Source organism: Isoptericola sp. b515, assembly GCF_030588125.1.
Lineage (GTDB): Bacteria > Actinomycetota > Actinomycetes > Actinomycetales > Cellulomonadaceae > Isoptericola > Isoptericola sediminis.
The window spans coordinates 1-15,892 of record NZ_JAUQYR010000002.1 but is presented as its reverse complement, the minus strand read 5'-3'; the positions used below and the strand labels follow the sequence as shown (position 1 = coordinate 15,892).

Annotated in this window: 11 protein-coding genes; 10 read left to right on the top strand and 1 reads right to left on the bottom strand. The window is 74.0% G+C overall.

The features are described from left to right. The first annotated feature begins 27 nt into the window (after nt 1–27). The 6 genes from Q6350_RS05850 to Q6350_RS05825 all read left to right on the top strand — a co-directional run bounded on the left by Q6350_RS05850 (nt 28) and on the right by Q6350_RS05825 (nt 9,579). Nucleotides 28–675: a hypothetical protein gene (locus Q6350_RS05850; protein ID WP_305065751.1), complete on the top strand. Its 648-nt coding sequence runs from the start codon at nt 28–30 to the stop codon at nt 673–675. A gap of 19 nt (nt 676–694) precedes the next feature. Continuing rightward, nucleotides 695–1,093, top strand: a complete 399-nt coding sequence (locus tag Q6350_RS05845; RefSeq protein WP_304603289.1) for a TIGR03618 family F420-dependent PPOX class oxidoreductase — start codon at nt 695–697, stop codon at nt 1,091–1,093. A gap of 205 nt (nt 1,094–1,298) precedes the next feature. Continuing rightward, a complete protein-coding gene (locus Q6350_RS05840) occupies nt 1,299–2,129 on the top strand; it encodes an ABC transporter ATP-binding protein (protein WP_369810865.1) in 831 nt (276 codons plus the stop codon). Continuing rightward, entirely contained in the window at nt 2,129–4,702 is a 2,574-nt protein-coding gene (locus Q6350_RS05835) for an ABC transporter permease (protein ID WP_305065750.1), read from the top strand. The genes Q6350_RS05840 and Q6350_RS05835 overlap by 1 nt, the downstream gene beginning before the upstream one ends. 79 nt (nt 4,703–4,781) lie before the next feature. After that, entirely contained in the window at nt 4,782–9,059 is a 4,278-nt protein-coding gene (locus tag Q6350_RS05830) for an FtsK/SpoIIIE domain-containing protein (RefSeq protein WP_305065749.1), read from the top strand. Nucleotides 9,060–9,330: 271 nt separating this feature from the next. Further along, nucleotides 9,331–9,579 carry a WhiB family transcriptional regulator gene (locus tag Q6350_RS05825; RefSeq protein ID WP_171247655.1) on the top strand — a complete coding sequence of 83 codons (249 nt, stop codon included), beginning with the start codon at nt 9,331–9,333 and terminating at the stop codon, nt 9,577–9,579. Nucleotides 9,580–9,679: 100 nt separating this feature from the next. Here Q6350_RS05825 and Q6350_RS05820 read toward each other — a convergent pair whose 3' ends face one another. Beyond that, the gene (locus Q6350_RS05820) at nt 9,680–11,155 is read right to left on the bottom strand and encodes a sensor histidine kinase (RefSeq protein WP_304603784.1); all 1,476 of its coding nucleotides are present in this window, start codon (nt 11,153–11,155) and stop codon (nt 9,680–9,682) included. Between the two features lie 63 nt (nt 11,156–11,218). Between Q6350_RS05820 and Q6350_RS05815 the strand changes: the two genes are divergently transcribed. From Q6350_RS05815 to Q6350_RS05800, 4 genes are all read left to right on the top strand, one after another. After that, nucleotides 11,219–11,719, top strand: a complete 501-nt coding sequence (locus tag Q6350_RS05815; protein WP_305065748.1) for a DUF2505 domain-containing protein — start codon at nt 11,219–11,221, stop codon at nt 11,717–11,719. 274 nt (nt 11,720–11,993) lie between these two features. Further along, on the top strand, nt 11,994–13,322 hold the full coding sequence (locus tag Q6350_RS05810) for an ABC transporter substrate-binding protein (protein WP_304603285.1): 1,329 nt from the start codon (nt 11,994–11,996) through the stop codon (nt 13,320–13,322). A gap of 129 nt (nt 13,323–13,451) precedes the next feature. Further along, entirely contained in the window at nt 13,452–14,624 is a 1,173-nt protein-coding gene (locus tag Q6350_RS05805; protein ID WP_171247652.1) for a carbohydrate ABC transporter permease, read from the top strand. After that, nucleotides 14,621–15,538, top strand: a complete 918-nt coding sequence (locus Q6350_RS05800) for a carbohydrate ABC transporter permease (protein WP_171247651.1) — start codon at nt 14,621–14,623, stop codon at nt 15,536–15,538. Before Q6350_RS05805 ends, Q6350_RS05800 begins: the two co-directional genes overlap by 4 nt. Nucleotides 15,539–15,892 lie beyond the last annotated feature (354 nt).

Sequence of the window (15,892 nt, the reverse complement as noted above, 5' to 3'; positions counted from 1 at the left end):
CCGGCGGCTGCCCCTACCCTGGGTGTCGTGTCCCGCGAGTCCTCCCTCGAGCCCAGGTCCTCCGCCGTGGAGGACCCGGCGCCCGAGCCGACCGAGGACCGCTGGGAGCGGCGGTTCGCGTGGCCGGTGATCGTCGCGGCGCTGGCCTCCGTCCCGGCCGTCTGGCTGACGCTGCTCTCCGAGCCCTACTCGACGATCGGCACCGTGGGCAGCCTGCTCACCGGTGCCGTGCTGCTGTCGGAGACCGTGGTGCTGTTCGCGGTCTCCGGCGACAAACGGCAGTGGGTGCGGGAGCACCGCTGGCTGGTCGGGGTCACGCTGGCCATCGTCGTCTCCGCCGCGTTGGCGATCGGACCGGCCCAGCTCCTGCGGCTGATCCGTGCCGTCGGCGCGCTCCGGCTGCTGCGGGCCCGGCACATCGTGCGGGCCGGCAAACGCGTGATGGACCACTCCCGGATGGACAAGAGGTGGGAGCGGGCCCTGACCGGGGTGGTCGTGGTCGTCGTGGCGGCCTTCGTGGCCGTGGTGCTCGCCGACCCCACCTCGCAGAGCCGCGTCCTGCTGGAGAGCCTCGTCGGCGGGCCGGTCTACGTCTGGATCGTCCTCACCGCCGGTCTGCTGCTGTCGGCGGCGGTCTTCGTCCTCGTGCGGGCCCGCCTCCGCGACGACGGGTGACGCCCACCAGAATGGGCGGATGACGACCACTCCCCTGACGTCCGCCACCCTCGAGCTGCTCCGCCGTCCGAACCCGGCCGTGATGGCCACGGTGACGCCCTCCGGGGCTCCCGTGTCGGTGGCCACCTGGTACCTCTGGGACGACGAATCCCAGCGCGTCCTGCTCAACCTCGACGCCGGCCGCGCCCGCCTGCGGCACCTCCAGCACGACCCGCGCGTCTCGCTCACCGTGCTGGACACGAACTGGTACCACCACGTGAGCCTGCGCGGCGAGGTCGAGCTCGTCGACGACCCGGACCTGGCCGACATCGACCGCCTCGCCCGCCACTACACCGACAAGCCGTACGTGGTCCGCGACAACCCCCGGGTGAGCGCCTGGATGACCGTGACCTCGTCCCACGTCTGGCCGCCGCGCTGAGCCGACGCTCTCCGGGTTCCCCTTCCCCGGCGTCCGGGGGAACCCGGAGGTCACCCGGGGTGGACGTCCTCCCTGAGGATGACCTGGACGCCCGTCGGGACCAGCCTGCAGACCGACGACGGCGCGTCCAGCGCTCCGTAGCGTCGGTGCCGTCATCGCGCTCCCCGACGGGAGCCGCCAGCACCAGACATGCGGAGAGCATCCCGTGGACACCACCGTGTACGTCCCGATCGACGACGGCGCCCGTCAGGCCGCGGACCCCACCGACCACGTCCCGGCCGTGCGGGCCCGGGCCCTGACCAAGACCTACGGCACCGGCCAGGCGCAGGTCCGCGCCCTGGATGGTGTGGACGTGGACTTCGCGGCCGGCCGGTTCACCGCGATCATGGGCCCGTCGGGCTCGGGCAAGTCCACGCTCATGCACCTGCTGGCCGGCCTCGACAGCGCCACGAGCGGCCAGGCGTTCCTCGGGACGACGGACGTGACCGCCCTGGCAGACAAGGCCCTGACGAGGCTGCGACGGGACCGCGTCGGGTTCGTCTTCCAGCAGTTCAACCTGCTGCCGATGTTCACCGCCGAGCAGAACATCACCCTCCCGGTCGAGCTCGCCGGCGGCACCGTCGACCGCGCCTGGTTCGACACGCTGGTGACCACGCTCGGGCTGTCCGAGCGGCTCACCCACCGCCCGAGCGAGCTCTCCGGAGGCCAGCAGCAGCGCGTCGCCATCGCCCGGGCGCTCATCGCCCAGCCGGAGGTCGTGTTCGCCGACGAGCCCACCGGCAACCTGGACTCCCGCAGCGGCGTGGAGGTCCTGAGCTTCCTGCGCCGCAGCGTCCGCGAGCTGGGCCGCACGATCATCATGGTCACCCACGACCCGACGGCCGCGGCGTACGCGGACAGGGTGGTCCTCATCGCCGACGGCCGGATCGCCGGGGAGATCTCCGACCCCACGCCGGAGGCCGTGCTGGCCGGGTTGGACGCGTTGCGCTCCCTCGAGACCCCCGTGTCCGACGACGTCACGCCGGCAGGTGCCTGATGCTGCGGATCACCCTGGCCCAGATGCGCCGCAGCGCCGGCCGGCTCGCCGCCGCGGGCGTCGCGATCGTCATCGGGACGGCCTTCGTCGCGGCCACGCTGCTGGCCTCCGGCGTCATCACCCGCATGACGTACGACTCCGTCGCCGCGCAGTACGGCGACGCCGACCTCGTGGTCGGCGCCACGCAGGACGCCCCGCTCGACGTCGACGCGCTGGCCGCGACCGACGGCGTCGCGGCCGTCGCTCCGGTGACGGCCATCTACGCCGAGCTGACCGACGGGGCCCGCTCGGTCTACCAGAGCGTCGTCCCCACGGCGGACGACCGGCTCATGCCCCTCGAGGTGACCGCGGGCGCGATGCCGTCCGCCGCCGGCGAGATCGCGCTGCCGGCCGACGTCGCCGACCGGCTCGGCGTCACGCTCGGGGACACCGTCGACGTCGGGCGCGACGTCGTCGGCGACGACGGCTCGTGGCAACAGGTCACCGAGACGCCGGCCGTCGTCGGGCTGCTGGACGACCCGTTCGGGGCGTACGCGCAGACCGGTGGTGCCGCCGTCGTCGACGCCGCGACCTACACGACGTGGCAGACCGAGGCCCGGGGCGAGCCGGTCGCCGTCACCGAGGCCGCCGTCGTCGTGGCGGACGGCACGGACGTCACCGCGGCGCAGTCCGCGCTCGCCGGGACGGTCGGTGGAGCCACGAGCACGGACAGCGCACCGTGGGTGGTCACCACCGACGAGCGCGCGGCCGAGTCCGCCGCCGAGCTCACCGGCGGTCAGGACCTGATGTTCCTCGTGTTCGTGCTCACCTTCGCCGCGATCGCGCTGGTGGTGGCCGGGCTGGTCATCACCAACACCTTCCAGGTGCTCGTGGCCCAGCGGGCCCGCACGCTGGCGCTGCTGCGCTGCGTCGGGGCGGACAAGGCCCAGGTGGGTCGCAGCGTGCTCACCGAGGCGGCGATCCTCGGCCTGGTCGCCTCGGTGGCCGGCGTGCTGCTCGGCACGGCGCTCGGGCAGGCGGCTCTGTGGGTCGCCCACGCCATGGACGTCCCCGTGCCGCTGCCGGGCGCCGTCGCGCTCACCTGGCAGGTCATCGTGGTCCCGGTACTGGTCGGCACCGTCGTCACGGTCGGCGCCGCTCTGGTCCCCGCCCGGGTGGCGACCCGGGTGGCACCGCTGGCCGCGCTGCGTCCGGCCGCCTCCCCCACGACCTCGCGTCGCGCCGGGAAGGTCCGCCTGGTGCTGTCGCTGCTGACCGCGGCGGTCGGCTTCGGGCTGCTCGCGGCGGGCGCCGCGCTGGGCACGGTCTGGCAGGAGCCGACGCTCGGCCTGCTGGCCGGGATCGCCGGCGGTGCGCTGTCGTTCGTCGGGGTGGCCGTCGGGGCCGTCTTCTGGCTGCCGAGGGTCGCCGCGGCGGCGGGACGGCTCGTCGCCGCCTCGGGCCCGACGGCGCGGCTCGCGGCCGCGAACACGCTGCGCAACCCGCGGCGCACGGCGACCACCAGCACCGCGCTGCTCATCGGCGTCACCCTGGTGGCGATGATGACCACCGGGGCCGCGAGCGCCCGGACGTCGCTGACGGCGGCGCTGGACGAGCAGTTCCCGGTGGACGTGATGGTGACCTCGACCGCCTCCGACGCCGACGGCGAGCAGGAAGCCCTGTCGGGCGAGCTGCGGGCTGACGTGGCCGCCGTGGACGGCGTGCGTGCGACCACCGACGTCTCGGAGATCCTCGTACGGGCGACGTCCGGCGCCGGGTCGGCGGCGACCTGGCTGCCACTCACCGCCATCGACCCGGCGGGCGGCGCGGAGGTGTTGAACGCCCCGGACGTCCTGGCGGACCTCGAGCCGGGCACGGTGCTCCTCGGTGAGGTCCAGGCGCAGGACCTGGCGCTGGGCACCGGGGACTCCGTCGAGCTGACGGACACCGACGGCGCGGTGACCGTCACCGTGGCGGTCGGTGCCTCCGGCTACACGAGCTACCTGACGACCGACGACCTGGCGGCACTGTCCACGGACGCGCCCGTGACGGGGATGTACCTGGCGCTGGACGACGACGTGGACGCCGCGTCCGCCGTCGGCGCGATCCAGGACGTCGTGGCGGACTCGGGCGAGTCGGCCCAGGTCACCGGCGTCGCGTCCCAACGCGCCCTGTTCGACCGAGTGATCGACACGATGCTGGGCATCGTCGTCGGATTGCTCGCGGTCGCCGTGGTCATCGCCCTGATCGGGGTGGCGAACACGCTGTCGCTGTCGGTCATCGAACGGCGCCGCGAGTCGGCGACGCTGCGGGCGATCGGGCTGTCGAAGGCCCAGCTGCGCGGCATGCTCGCGATCGAGGGCCTGCTCATCGCGGGTGTCGGCGCGGTGCTCGGCGTCGTGCTGGGCCTGGTGTACGGCTGGGCGGGTGCCGGGGCCGCGCTCGGGATCATGGGTGACGTGACCCTGAGCGTCCCGTGGCTCGAGATCGCCCTGGTGCTGGTCGTCGCGCTCGTGGCCGGCCTGGTCGCCTCGGTGGCGCCCGCCCGCACGGCGCTGAAGGCCTCACCGGTGGAGGCGCTCGGCACGGAGTGACGTCCGCCGGAGCCGCGGTCGTCCACAGGGTGTGGACGACCGCGGCGTGGGTGGTGGCGGGGATGACACCGTCGTGCACATGCCCGTCCGCCTCACGCTGCACCCCGACGAGGACGTCGAGCTGCCCGAGGGCGCGCGGCTCGGTGACCTGCGCGCCCCGCTCGCCGACCTCGTCCGGAGACCCGAGCTGCTGCGCGCCGAGCTGATCGCCGACGACCGGCCCGTCGGTGACGACGCCCGCGTGGGCCGCCGTCCGCTGCTGCCGGGGGCGGTGCTCTCCGTGGCCGGCCCGTGCGGCGGGAGGCTGCCGGCGGCCGACGTCGCCGCGCTGCGCAGCCGGTGGTTCCTGACCGCGGCGTCGGGTCTGAGCGCCGGGGAGCCGCGGGTGCTCGCCGTCGGGGCACCGCTGACGCTCGGTCAGCGCGATGCGCGGGTCCGCGTGACCGTGGACACCCGGGACCGGGTGCGGGTGCGCCGGCTGCCGCGACGGGCCGCCCCGCACCGTGTCCCCCGCCCGGTGACCCGGGGGCCCTGGTGGCGGCAGCCCGTCGCCCTGGCCCCGCCCGCCGGGCGCACCCGGCGGCTCGGGCCCTGGCCGCGCCGCTGGCGACCGGGCACGGAGCTCCACCTGGACGGATCACGCTACGCGCTGCACGCCTCGGGTGACGTCGACGTCTGGCTGGGTCCCGCCGCGGCCGCGACCGACCGTCCGGCCGGTGCCGGGCCGGCGATGCTGATCACCGGGCTGGTGCCCGTGCTGGGCTCCGTGGTTCTCGCCGTCACCCTGCGCCAGCCGCTGTACGCCCTGTTCTCCCTGGTGGCGGTGATCGCCCTGGTACCCCAGGTCGTCGCGGCCGTGCGCCGACGGCGGCGGGGCGCTGCGGACCCGGTCCCGCTCGCGCCGCCCCCGGTGGGCGCGGACCCGGGCCGCACCGGCGCACGGACGGCCGCGGCCCACCAGGCGTCCGACGGTGCATGGCTGCGCGTCCGGCGTGCGCACGCCGCCGCCCGGTCGGCCGCCGGCACGGCCCCGTCCGCGCCGACCCTGCAGACGCTGCTGCCCGACGGCGCCCTCAGCCTGCGCGGTCCGGCAGCGCCCGTGCGCAGCGTCAGCCGGGCGGTGGTGGTCGATCTGGCCGCCGCCGGGGCCGCCGTGCAGGTCCTCGGGGACGGACGGGACGCCTGGCGCTGGTGCCGGTGGATCTCGCCCGGCGACGACGGACCGGACTCGAGCGGGCCGTCCCGTGTCCTGGTCGTCGACTCCCCCCGGCCGGAGGACCTCGCCGCGGCGGACCGCGCGGCGCGCCGCGGTGACGTCGTCGTCCTCTGCCTGCCCGACGACGGGAGGGATCCGGCACCGCGGGAGCCCGCCTGGTGCCGCACCAGATGGGACGTCACCCCCGACGGCCGCGTGCTGCGCACCGCTCCGGACGGTACGGACACCGTCGTGGCCGCCACGGGAGTCACCGTCGCGTGGGCCGAGCGGACGGCCCGCCGCTTGGCCGGGCTGCGTGCGCTGGGTCGCGAGCCGGCACGGCTCGGTGAGGACACCACCCCCGACCGGAGCGACGGCCGCTCCGATCCCACCGACCCACGCATCCCGGCGACCGTCGCGCTGCGCGACCTGCTGGACGGATCCGACCCCGCCGCGCGCTGGGCCCGCGCGCGAGGGTGGACGATCCCGCTCGGACGCGGCGCCGACGGGACCCCGGTCGTCCTGGACCTCGTGGCGGACGGTCCGCACCTGCTCGTGGCCGGCACCACCGGCGCCGGCAAGTCGGAGCTGCTGCAGTCGCTGGTGCTCGCCCTGGCCGCGACCCGCTCCCCCGCCGACCTGTCCCTCGCGCTCGTCGACTTCAAGGGCGGCGCCTCCTTCGGTCGCTGCGCCGACCTGCCGCACGTGGTCGGGCAGGTGACCGACCTCGAACCGGGGCTGGCCGGTCGGGCCCTGACGGGACTGCGCGCCGAGCTGCGTCGCCGTGAACGCCTGCTCGCCGACCACGGCGTCGCGACGTCGGATGACCTGCCCGCCGGGACCTTGCCCCGGCTGGTCGTCGTCATCGACGAGTTCCGCGCCCTGGCCGACGACCTGCCGGAGTTCCTGCCCGGGCTGCTGCGGATCGCCGCGCAGGGGCGTTCGCTCGGTGTCCACCTCGTGCTGGCCACCCAGCGCCCGGCCGGTGCCGTCAGCGCCGACCTGCGGGCCAACGTCACCACCCGGATCGCCCTGCGCGTCGTGGACGTCGCGGACTCCCGCGACGTCGTCGAGCACCCGGCGGCTGCGGCCATCCGGGTCGGCGACCCCGGCCGGGCCGTCCTGCGCATCGGCTCCGCGACGCCGCTCGCGGTGCAGTGCGCCCACGCCGGGGCGCGGGGCGACGGCACCGCCGGGTCCGTGCGACGGGTTCCGTCCGGGTGGACGGCGGGGAGCCACGACAGCCCGTCCGTCCGGGCGGACCGGCCCGCCGACGACGGTGACCCCGTGGCGGACCTCGTGGCGGCCCTGCGCCGCGCTGCCCACGGGCTCGGGCACCGGCCGGGCCCCGCCCCGTGGCTGCCGCCGCTGCCGGACCAGGTGGGTGCCGACGACGTCCGGCCCGGTGACGAGGACCCGCCGCCCGGCCCGGACCGGCTGCCGCTGGCGCTCGCCGACGACCCGGACGGGCAACGTCGTCGGCTCGCGTGCTGGCGGCCGCACGACGGCCACCTCGCCGTGCTGGGTGCGGCACGCTCGGGACGGACCACCGTCCTGGCCACCCTGGCGCGCGCGGCACTGGCAGGCGGGTGGTCCGTGCACGTCCTCGCGCCGGACGCGGCCCACCGGGCCTTCACGCCGTTCGCCGACCATCCGGGCTTCGGCACCCTGGCCGGCGCCGACGACCCGCGCCGGGCGCGCCGGCTCCTGCGGCTGCTCGCGGCCGCTCCCGACCGGGCCGACGGGTCGCGCACGCTGGTCCTCGTCGACGACGCCCCCGGGCTGCGCGCCGCGCTGGCGACCTCCGACCCCTGGGACCCGCTGGTGACGGCGCTGGCCGCGGGACGGGCGGCCTTCGCGGTGACGGCGGACTCCGCGACGGTGGGCGGCCTCGCGGCGCGTGTCGGCCCGCGGGTGGTGATGCTGGGGAACGACCCGCACACGGCGGTGATGCTCGGGGTGCCGCAGCCGTTCGCCGGTGCGGGCGGGCCGCCCGGCCGCGCCGTCCTGCTGGGGAACCACGAACCACAGCTGTGCCAGGTGCTGCTCCCGGGCCACTCCCCGGCGGCGGCACTCCCCGCACCGTCGGGAGGGGAGCGGACGCCCCGGGTGCTGCCGCTGCCCACGGAGGTCGCCGCGGCGGAGCTCGACCTGGCACGGCGGGACCGCCGAGCGACCGGTACGGCCGTCCTGGTCGGGCTGGGCGGCGACGCCGCGGAACCCGTCGCCCTGGACGTGGGCGCGGGCGCGCTGGTGGTCGGACCGCGCGGCGCCGGCCGCAGCACGGTGCTGTGCACGGTCGCCCGCGCGCTCGCCGCCTCGGGGCGGCTCGCCGGCGTCGTCTCCCGGGACCCGGCGGTGCGCGCGGCGGCGGGCGAGGCGCCCACGGCGGGCCGCACCTCGGCGGGTGTGCGAGAGCTGGTGGGGTCCCTCACCGCGGCAGGGGGAACCCTCGTCGTCGACGACCTCGACGTCGTGACCCAGTCCTGCCCGGTCGAGGTCGACCGCCTGGCCGCGCTCGTCGACGACGGACTGACGGTCGTCGCCTCGGCGACGACACAGGGCGCGGTGATGGCCCACCGCGGCGTGCTGGCCGAGCTGCGTGGCCGGCGGACCGGGGTGGTCCTGGCACCGGGCGAACGCGGTGCGGACGAGGTGCTGGGCACCGTGGTGTCGGAGGTCGCCGACCCCGGTCCGCCGCGCCCCGGACGGGGTGCCCTGGTGCAGGCCGGGCACGCGGTCTGCGTCCAGGTGGTGAGGATCGACGCGCAGCCCGACGGCTCAGCCGAGCGTGTGCTCGACGACCCCCCGCGTCATGAGACAGACCAGGACGACCGCGGCCAGCAGGAGCATCATCGCCCCGCCGAGCGTCGCGGCGACGGACCCGCTGGTGAGCAGCGCGATGCCGAGCAGGCCCTGGAAGATCTGCCAGCCGGCGACGGGCGAGCGGCCGGCACGGCGTCCCCGCCAGAGCGCACGCGAGGCCCAGGCCAGGAACCAGGCCAGCGCGAGGAAGAACGCCACCGCGAAGAGGCTGATCCCGAGGCTGACGGACCGACCTCGCACGAGGTCGACGACCATCGCGCCGGCGAAGACCACCATGGCCAGGACCTCGAGGCCGACCACGCCGACGACGGCGACCAGGGCCCGCGGAGGACGTGAGGAGGGACCGGCGTCAGCCGGGTCGGAGGGGGCGTCGGAGGCGGGCATCGTGGCGATGATAAGGCTGACCAGGCCCGTTGTGCAGTGTGATGAAACCCTCAGGGTTCACGCCGGAGAAATCTTTGCGTAACCCCTTGTGCGGCGGTTCACGAGGTGTGAGTCTTGTTGGCAGATTCCGAACCCCCCTGGACGACACCGGACCCGGACGGGCAGCCGTCGGCATGCGCCGGGACGGGCGCCCGCGACAGGGGACGAGCACTGAGGAGATGACATGGACTGGCGCCACCAGGCGGCCTGCCTCGACGAGGACCCCGAACTCTTCTTCCCGATCGGCAACACCGGCCCCGCGCTCATGCAGATCGAGGAGGCCAAGGCGGTCTGCCGTCGTTGCGACGTCGTGGACACCTGCCTGAAGTGGGCCATGGAGTCCGGTCAGGACGCCGGTGTCTGGGGCGGCATGAGCGAGGACGAGCGCCGGGCCCTGAAGCGCCGCACGGCGCGCGCCCGCCGCGCCGGCTGAGCACGTCGCACCGCCAGGAAGGCCCCCTCACCACGGGTGAGGGGGCCTTCGTGCATGTCCGCCACCGCGGCGGCGTCCCGCCGACGGTGGACCCGACGGGTCAGCGGTGGGACTCCTCCCGCAGCACGATGTCGAGCACGACCTCGGTCCCGCCGTCGTCCCGCGGCCGCCAGTCGATCGTGCCCCGCAGCTCGTTGGTGACCAGGGTCCTGACGATCTGGGAACCCAGCCCGCTGCGCGAGGAGCGGCCGAGCTGGTCGATCCCGCCCTGCATCCCCACCCCGTCGTCGGCGACGACCACGCTCAGCGTGGCACCGTCGCGCCGGACGTCGATCCACACCGTGCCGGACTCGCGGTCGGGGAAGGCGTGCTCGACCGCGTTCGTCACGAGCTCGGTGAGCACCAGCGCCAGCGGCGTGGCGTCCTGGGCCGGGATCATGCCGAAGGACCCCTGCTGGGCGGTGTGCACGGAGGTGTGGGTCGAGGCGACGTCCGCCGCCATGCGCAGCGCGCGCTTGAGCATGTCGTCCAGACCGACCTGCTCGTCGAGGTTCTGCGACAACGACTCGTGCACCAGGGAGATCGTGGCGACACGTCGCATCGCCTCCTCCAGGGCCGCCCGCGCCTCGGGGACGTCCATCCGGCGGGCCTGCAGCCGCAGCAGGGCCGCCACGGTGGCGAGGTTGTTCTTCACCCGGTGGTGGATCTCGCGGATCGTGGCGTCCTTGGTCATGAGCTCGCGCTCACGGCGCCGCAGCTCGGACACGTCGCGGCAGAGCAGGACCGCCCCGATGCGCTGGCCGTGGTCGGTCAGCGGCAGCGCACGCAGCGACAGGGCGACGCGTCCCGCCTCGATGTCGGTCCGCCAGGGGGCACGGCCCATCACCACCAGGGGCAGGGACTCGTCGACGGTGTTCTGCTGCTCGACGATCCCGGCGGTGACCTCGATGAGCGACTGGCCCACGAGGGGCCCGATGACGCCGAGGCGGTGGAAGCACGAGAGCGCGTTCGGACTGGCGTACAGCACCTCGCCCTCGGAGTTGAGCCGGATCAGGCCGTCCCCGACGCGCGGCGCACCGCGGCGCGGGCCGGTGGCGGCGTTGCGCGAGGGGTACTCGCCACGCCCGATCATGGCCAGCAGGTCGTCGGCCGACTCGACGTAGTTGAGCTCCAGCCGGCTCGGGGTGCGCCCCGAGCCGAGGTTGGTCTGGCGGGCGACGACCGCGACGGCCCGGCCGTCGTGGACGACGGGGACCGCCTCCTCCCGCACGGCGTAGGCACCGAACCAGCGCGGCTCGCGCGACCGTTGCGCCCGAGCCTCCGTCATCGCGGCGACGAGCTGCGCCGTCTGGCCGTCCGGGGCGAAGGAACCCACGACGTCGTCGTAGTGGACGGTGGCGCCGGTGCTCGGGCGGCACTGCGCCACGGCGACGAAACGCCCGTCGCGGGTGGGCAGCCACAGGACCAGGTCCGCGAAGGCCAGGTCGGAGACGATCTGCCAGTCCCCCACGAGCAGGTGGAGCCACTCGCCGTCACCCTCGTGGAGGTCGGCGTGCTCGGCGATCAGGTCACTCATGGCGGACACGCCCACCACCCTACGGGCACGCACCGGCCCGGGCGGCGCCGGTAGGGTGTGGTCGTGCACCTGACGGTGGAGCTGACCTACGCGGCGGACACGACTGCCGTGGCCGCCGCGCTGAGCGACCCGGAGTTCCTGCGCTGGCGGTCCCAGGACCGTGGCGCCGCGGCCGCGACGGTGGTCGACCTGTCCGGTTCGCACCATGCCGGGTTCACCCTCTCCCTGCGTCGCACGGTGCCCACCGACGTGATCCCCTCCCAGCTCCGTCACGTCGTCGGCGACCAGCTGGAGATCCGGCAGGCCGAGGCGTGGGAGGCCCCCGTGGACGGCCGGTACGTCGGGACGGTGGTGGTCGAGATCACGGGCGCACCGGTCCGGCTGACCGGCACGCTGCTGCTCGCCCCGACCGAGGACGGCGGGACCCGGCACGTCGTCGAGGGCGAGTTGCACGCCTCGGTCCCGCTGTTCGCCGCGGCCGTCGAGGAGGCTGCCGCGAGTGCCGTGCGGCGGGCCCTGGAGGCCGAGGCCCAGGCCGCTCGGGACTGGCTGGCCCGGGGCTGACCGCCCCCGGGGTCGCCCGACCGCCACCACTGCACCGCCCACGGCGTGGGATGACGCGTCACACTTTCATAACGGGAGCGCTCCCACACCACCTCTGACCTGCAGAGACGCGTGGACGACACGTCACCGTCCGACAACGTCCGCCCTGGCGGCTTGACGCGGAGGCGCTTGTGACGGAAGCATCACTCTTGGTCGTGGAAGCGCTACCATCCTCAGCAAGGTGGTCGCGCTCCCAAAGCGTCCGACACCGATCGAACCAGACAAGGGAGTCACCGTGCTCAGCAGCACCCGCCCCCGCCGGACTCGCCGCCTCGCTGCGGCCACCGCCGGCATCGCGTCCCTCGGCCTCCTCCTCGGCGCCTGCTCGGGCGACACCGAGGAGAGCACCTCCGAGGAGGGCAGCGGCGAGACCGACGAGGAGATCACCCTCACCGTCGCCACCTTCAACAACTTCGGGTACACCGACGAGCTGCTCGCGCAGTACACGGAGGAGCACCCGAACGTCACCGTCCAGCACACGACGGCGGCGGAGGCCGCGGACGCGCGCACCAACCTGTCGACCAAGCTCGCCGCCGGTGGCGAGGGTCTGGCCGACATCGAGGCCGTCGAGGTCGACTGGCTCTCGGAGTTCATGCAGTACCCGGACCTCTTCGCCGAGATGCCGGCCATCGACGGTCGCTGGGTGGACTGGAAGGTCGAGCAGGCCACCACGCCCGACGGCAAGCTCATCGGCTACGGCACCGACATCGGCCCGGAGGCCATCTGCTACCGCTCCGACCTGATGGAGGCCGCCGGCCTCCCCTCGGACCGCGAGGAGTTCGCCGAGTGGCTCGGCGGCGACAGCGCGACCTGGGAGAGCTACTTCGACGCCGGCAAGGAGTACCAGGAGGCCACGGGCAACGCGTGGTTCGACGGTGCCGTCGCCACCTACCAGGGCATGATCAACCAGGTCGAGGCCGCCTACGAGGACCCGGAGACCGGGGAGCCCAAGGACATCGCCTCCAACACCGAGGTGAAGGACCTGTACGACCAGGTCCTCGCGGCCTCGGTCGACGACAAGCTGTCCGCCGGTCTGGAGCAGTGGGGCGACGACTGGTCGGCCGGCTTCCAGAACGACGCCTTCGCCACCATGCTCTGCCCGTCCTGGATGACCGGTCCGATCGAGCAGAACGCCGGCAACGTCGAGGGCTGGGACATCGCTGACGTCTTCCCGGGCGGCGGCGGCAACTGGGGCGGCTCGTTCCTGACCGTGCCCGCCTCCGGCGAGAACGTCGAGGCCGCTCAGGAGCTCGCCGCGTGGCTGACCTCGCCCGAGGTCCAGACGCAGGCCTTCACCGAGGCCGGCACCTTCCCCTCGCAGGTCGAGGCGCAGGAGTCCGAGGAGGTCCAGACCTTCGTCAACGACTTCATGAGCGAGGCCCCGGCCGGCGAGATCTTCACCTCGCGGGCGCAGGCCATCGACGGTGCCGTGTACAAGGGGCCGAACTACTTCTCCATCCACCAGGAGGTCCAGAACGGTCTCAGCCGTGTCGACCTGAACGGTGAGGACCCGGAGAAGTCGTGGGAGACCACGGTCGCCTCCGTGAACGAGCTGGGTCTCTGATCCGACCCGCCGGAGGGTGACGGGCCCGCCCGTCACCCTCCCTCACCACCCTGTCGGGCCGGTCGCCGACCCCGGCGACCGGCCCGACACGTGTCCGCACCCACCGGAGAGACGTACAGGAATCACCTCATGGCCCTCATGTCCCCCACCAGGCCAGCGCACTCGCGCGGCAACCCCGACCGCCCGTCGCGGCGCATCGGGTTCTCCCAGCGGCTCGGCCGACTGGACGTCAAGGTCTCCCCCTACCTGTACATCTCGCCGTTCTTCCTGCTCTTCGCCGTCGTCGGGCTGTTCCCGCTGGGCTACACCGCCGTGGTGTCGGTCTACGAGTGGAACCTCCTCGGCGGCCAGGGCGACTTCGTCGGCATGCAGAACTACGTCGACGTGCTGCAGCAGCCGACCTTCTGGAAGTCCGTCGGGAACACCTTCTCGATCTTCCTGCTCTCCTCGGTCCCGCAGGTCATCATGGCGATCACCATCGCCGCCCTGCTCGACCAGAACCTGCGCGCGGCGACCTTCTGGCGCATGGGCGTGCTCGTGCCGTTCATCGTCGCCCCCGTCGCGATCTCGATGATCTTCGGCCGCCTCTTCGCCGACCAGTACGGCTTCATCAACGAGCTGATCGGGCTCGTCGGACTCGAGCCGATCGCCTGGCACGGTGACCGGCTGGCCAGCCACGTCGCGATCGCGACGATGGTCAACTACCGCTGGACCGGCTACAACACCCTCATCTTCCTGGCCGCGATGCAGGCCGTGCCCCGCGACCTGTACGAGGCGGCCGTCATCGACGGCGCCGGCCGCGTCCGCCAGTTCTTCTCGGTCACGGTCCCGCAGATCCGCGCCACCATCATCTTCGTGGTCATCACCTCGACCGTCGGCGGCATGCAGATCTTCGACGAGGTCCGCATGTACGACGCCGGTGGTCTCGGCGGCCCCAACCGTGACTGGATGACCACGGTCGTGTACCTCTACGACGTCGCGTGGGGCAACCAGAAGAACTTCGGCCGCGCCGCCGCGGTCGCCTGGCTGCTGTTCCTCCTCATCGTCATGATCGGCATGGTCAACTTCCTGGTGACGCAGCGGATCTCCACCGCCGGGCCGAAGCAGTCGAAGGTGAGCCGCAAGCACACCAAGCGCCTGCTCGCCGAGGCACGGGCCGCCGGTGCACCGGGCGGCGTCCGGATGCCGCCCACCCCGCCGGGGGCACCGGCCGGGTCCGGTATCCCCTCGCCACCGCCGACCCCACCCGCGCGACCGTCCACCGGCTCGCCCACCACGAACTCCGGGGAGGACCTCCGATGAGCTCCGTCGCCGTCACCGCACAGACCGCCGGTCCGGGCGCCGCGCGCGCCGCCGCCAAGCGCCGCCGCCGGGTGCCGCTCGGAGGGTCCACCCGGCGCGCAGGTCGCCTGACCTACTTCCTGCTGGGCGCGGTCCTGCTGATCTCGATCTTCCCGCTGTACTACACGCTCCTGCTGGGCTCGTCCGACTCGGTCTCGATCGCGCAGAACCCGATCCCGCAGTGGCTGCCGGACTCCAGCCTCTTCGCGCAGTTCCAGACGGTCATCGCCTCCGACAGCATCAACTTCTGGAAGGCGCTGTGGAACTCCACGCTGATCGGCGTCTTCTCGTCGCTGTCGGTGGTGTTCTTCTCGACCCTCGCCGGCTACTCGTTCGCGAAGCTCAACTTCCGCGGTCGCGGTCCGCTGCTCGTCTTCGTCATCGCCACCATGGCGGTGCCGGTCCAGCTCGGCATCATCCCGCTGTACATCCTCATGAGCGAGATCGGCTGGTACGGCAAGGTGCAGGCGGTCATCGTCCCGGGTCTGGTCACGGCGTTCGGCGTCTTCTGGATGACCCAGTACCTCTCGGAGGCGCTGCCGTACGAGCTCATCGAGGCCGCCCGCGTGGACGGCGCGTCGATGTTCCGGACCTTCTGGTCGGTGGCGATGCCGGCGGCCCTGCCCGCGGCGGCGATGCTCGGGCTCTTCCAGTTCGTCCAGCAGTGGACCAACTACTTCTGGCCGTCGATCATCCTCACCTCGCAGAACCCGACGCTGCCGCTCGTGGTCCAGTCGCTGCGGGACAACTACTTCGTCGACTACTCGCTGGTGATGGGTGGCGTGTTCCTCGTGACCCTGCCGCTGCTGGTGATGTTCTTCTTCGTCGGGCGCCAGCTCGTCGCCGGGATCATGGCCGGCGCGGTGAAGGGCTGACGCGGGACCTGCCGTTCCACATCTGGGGTGGGCGGGCCGGCCCCCCGCCCGGCCCCCCCCCCCACCCCCCCGACCCCCAGCGGACAAGGCCCGCCCCCCACCCGGCCCAGGGCCCCCCCCGCCGCCCGGTCGGCCGCCGGCACGGCCCCGTCCGCGCCGACCCTGCAGACGCTGCTGCCCGACGTCGCCCTCAGCCTGCGCGGTCCGGCAGCGCCCGTGCGCAGCGTCAGCCGGGCGGTGGTGGTCGATCTGGCCGCCGCCGGGGCCGCCGTACAGGTCCTCGGGGACGGACGGGACGCCTGGCGCTGGTGCCGGTGGATCTCGCCCGGCGACGACGGACCGGACTCGAGCGGG

Bases quoted from the DNA above. Each gene is read 5' to 3' on its own strand.
- Q6350_RS05845 (WP_304603289.1), top strand. From the start codon at position 695: ATGACGACCACTCCCCTGACGTCCGCCACCCTCGAGCTGCTCCGCCGT.
- Q6350_RS05835 (WP_305065750.1), top strand. From the start codon at position 2,129: ATGCTGCGGATCACCCTGGCCCAGATGCGCCGCAGCGCCGGCCGGCTC.
- Q6350_RS05830 (WP_305065749.1), top strand. From the start codon at position 4,782: ATGCCCGTCCGCCTCACGCTGCACCCCGACGAGGACGTCGAGCTGCCC.
- Q6350_RS05825 (WP_171247655.1), top strand. From the start codon at position 9,331: ATGGACTGGCGCCACCAGGCGGCCTGCCTCGACGAGGACCCCGAACTC.
- Q6350_RS05820 (WP_304603784.1), bottom strand. From the start codon at position 11,155: ATGAGTGACCTGATCGCCGAGCACGCCGACCTCCACGAGGGTGACGGC.
- Q6350_RS05805 (WP_171247652.1), top strand. From the start codon at position 13,452: ATGGCCCTCATGTCCCCCACCAGGCCAGCGCACTCGCGCGGCAACCCC.
- Q6350_RS05800 (WP_171247651.1), top strand. From the start codon at position 14,621: ATGAGCTCCGTCGCCGTCACCGCACAGACCGCCGGTCCGGGCGCCGCG.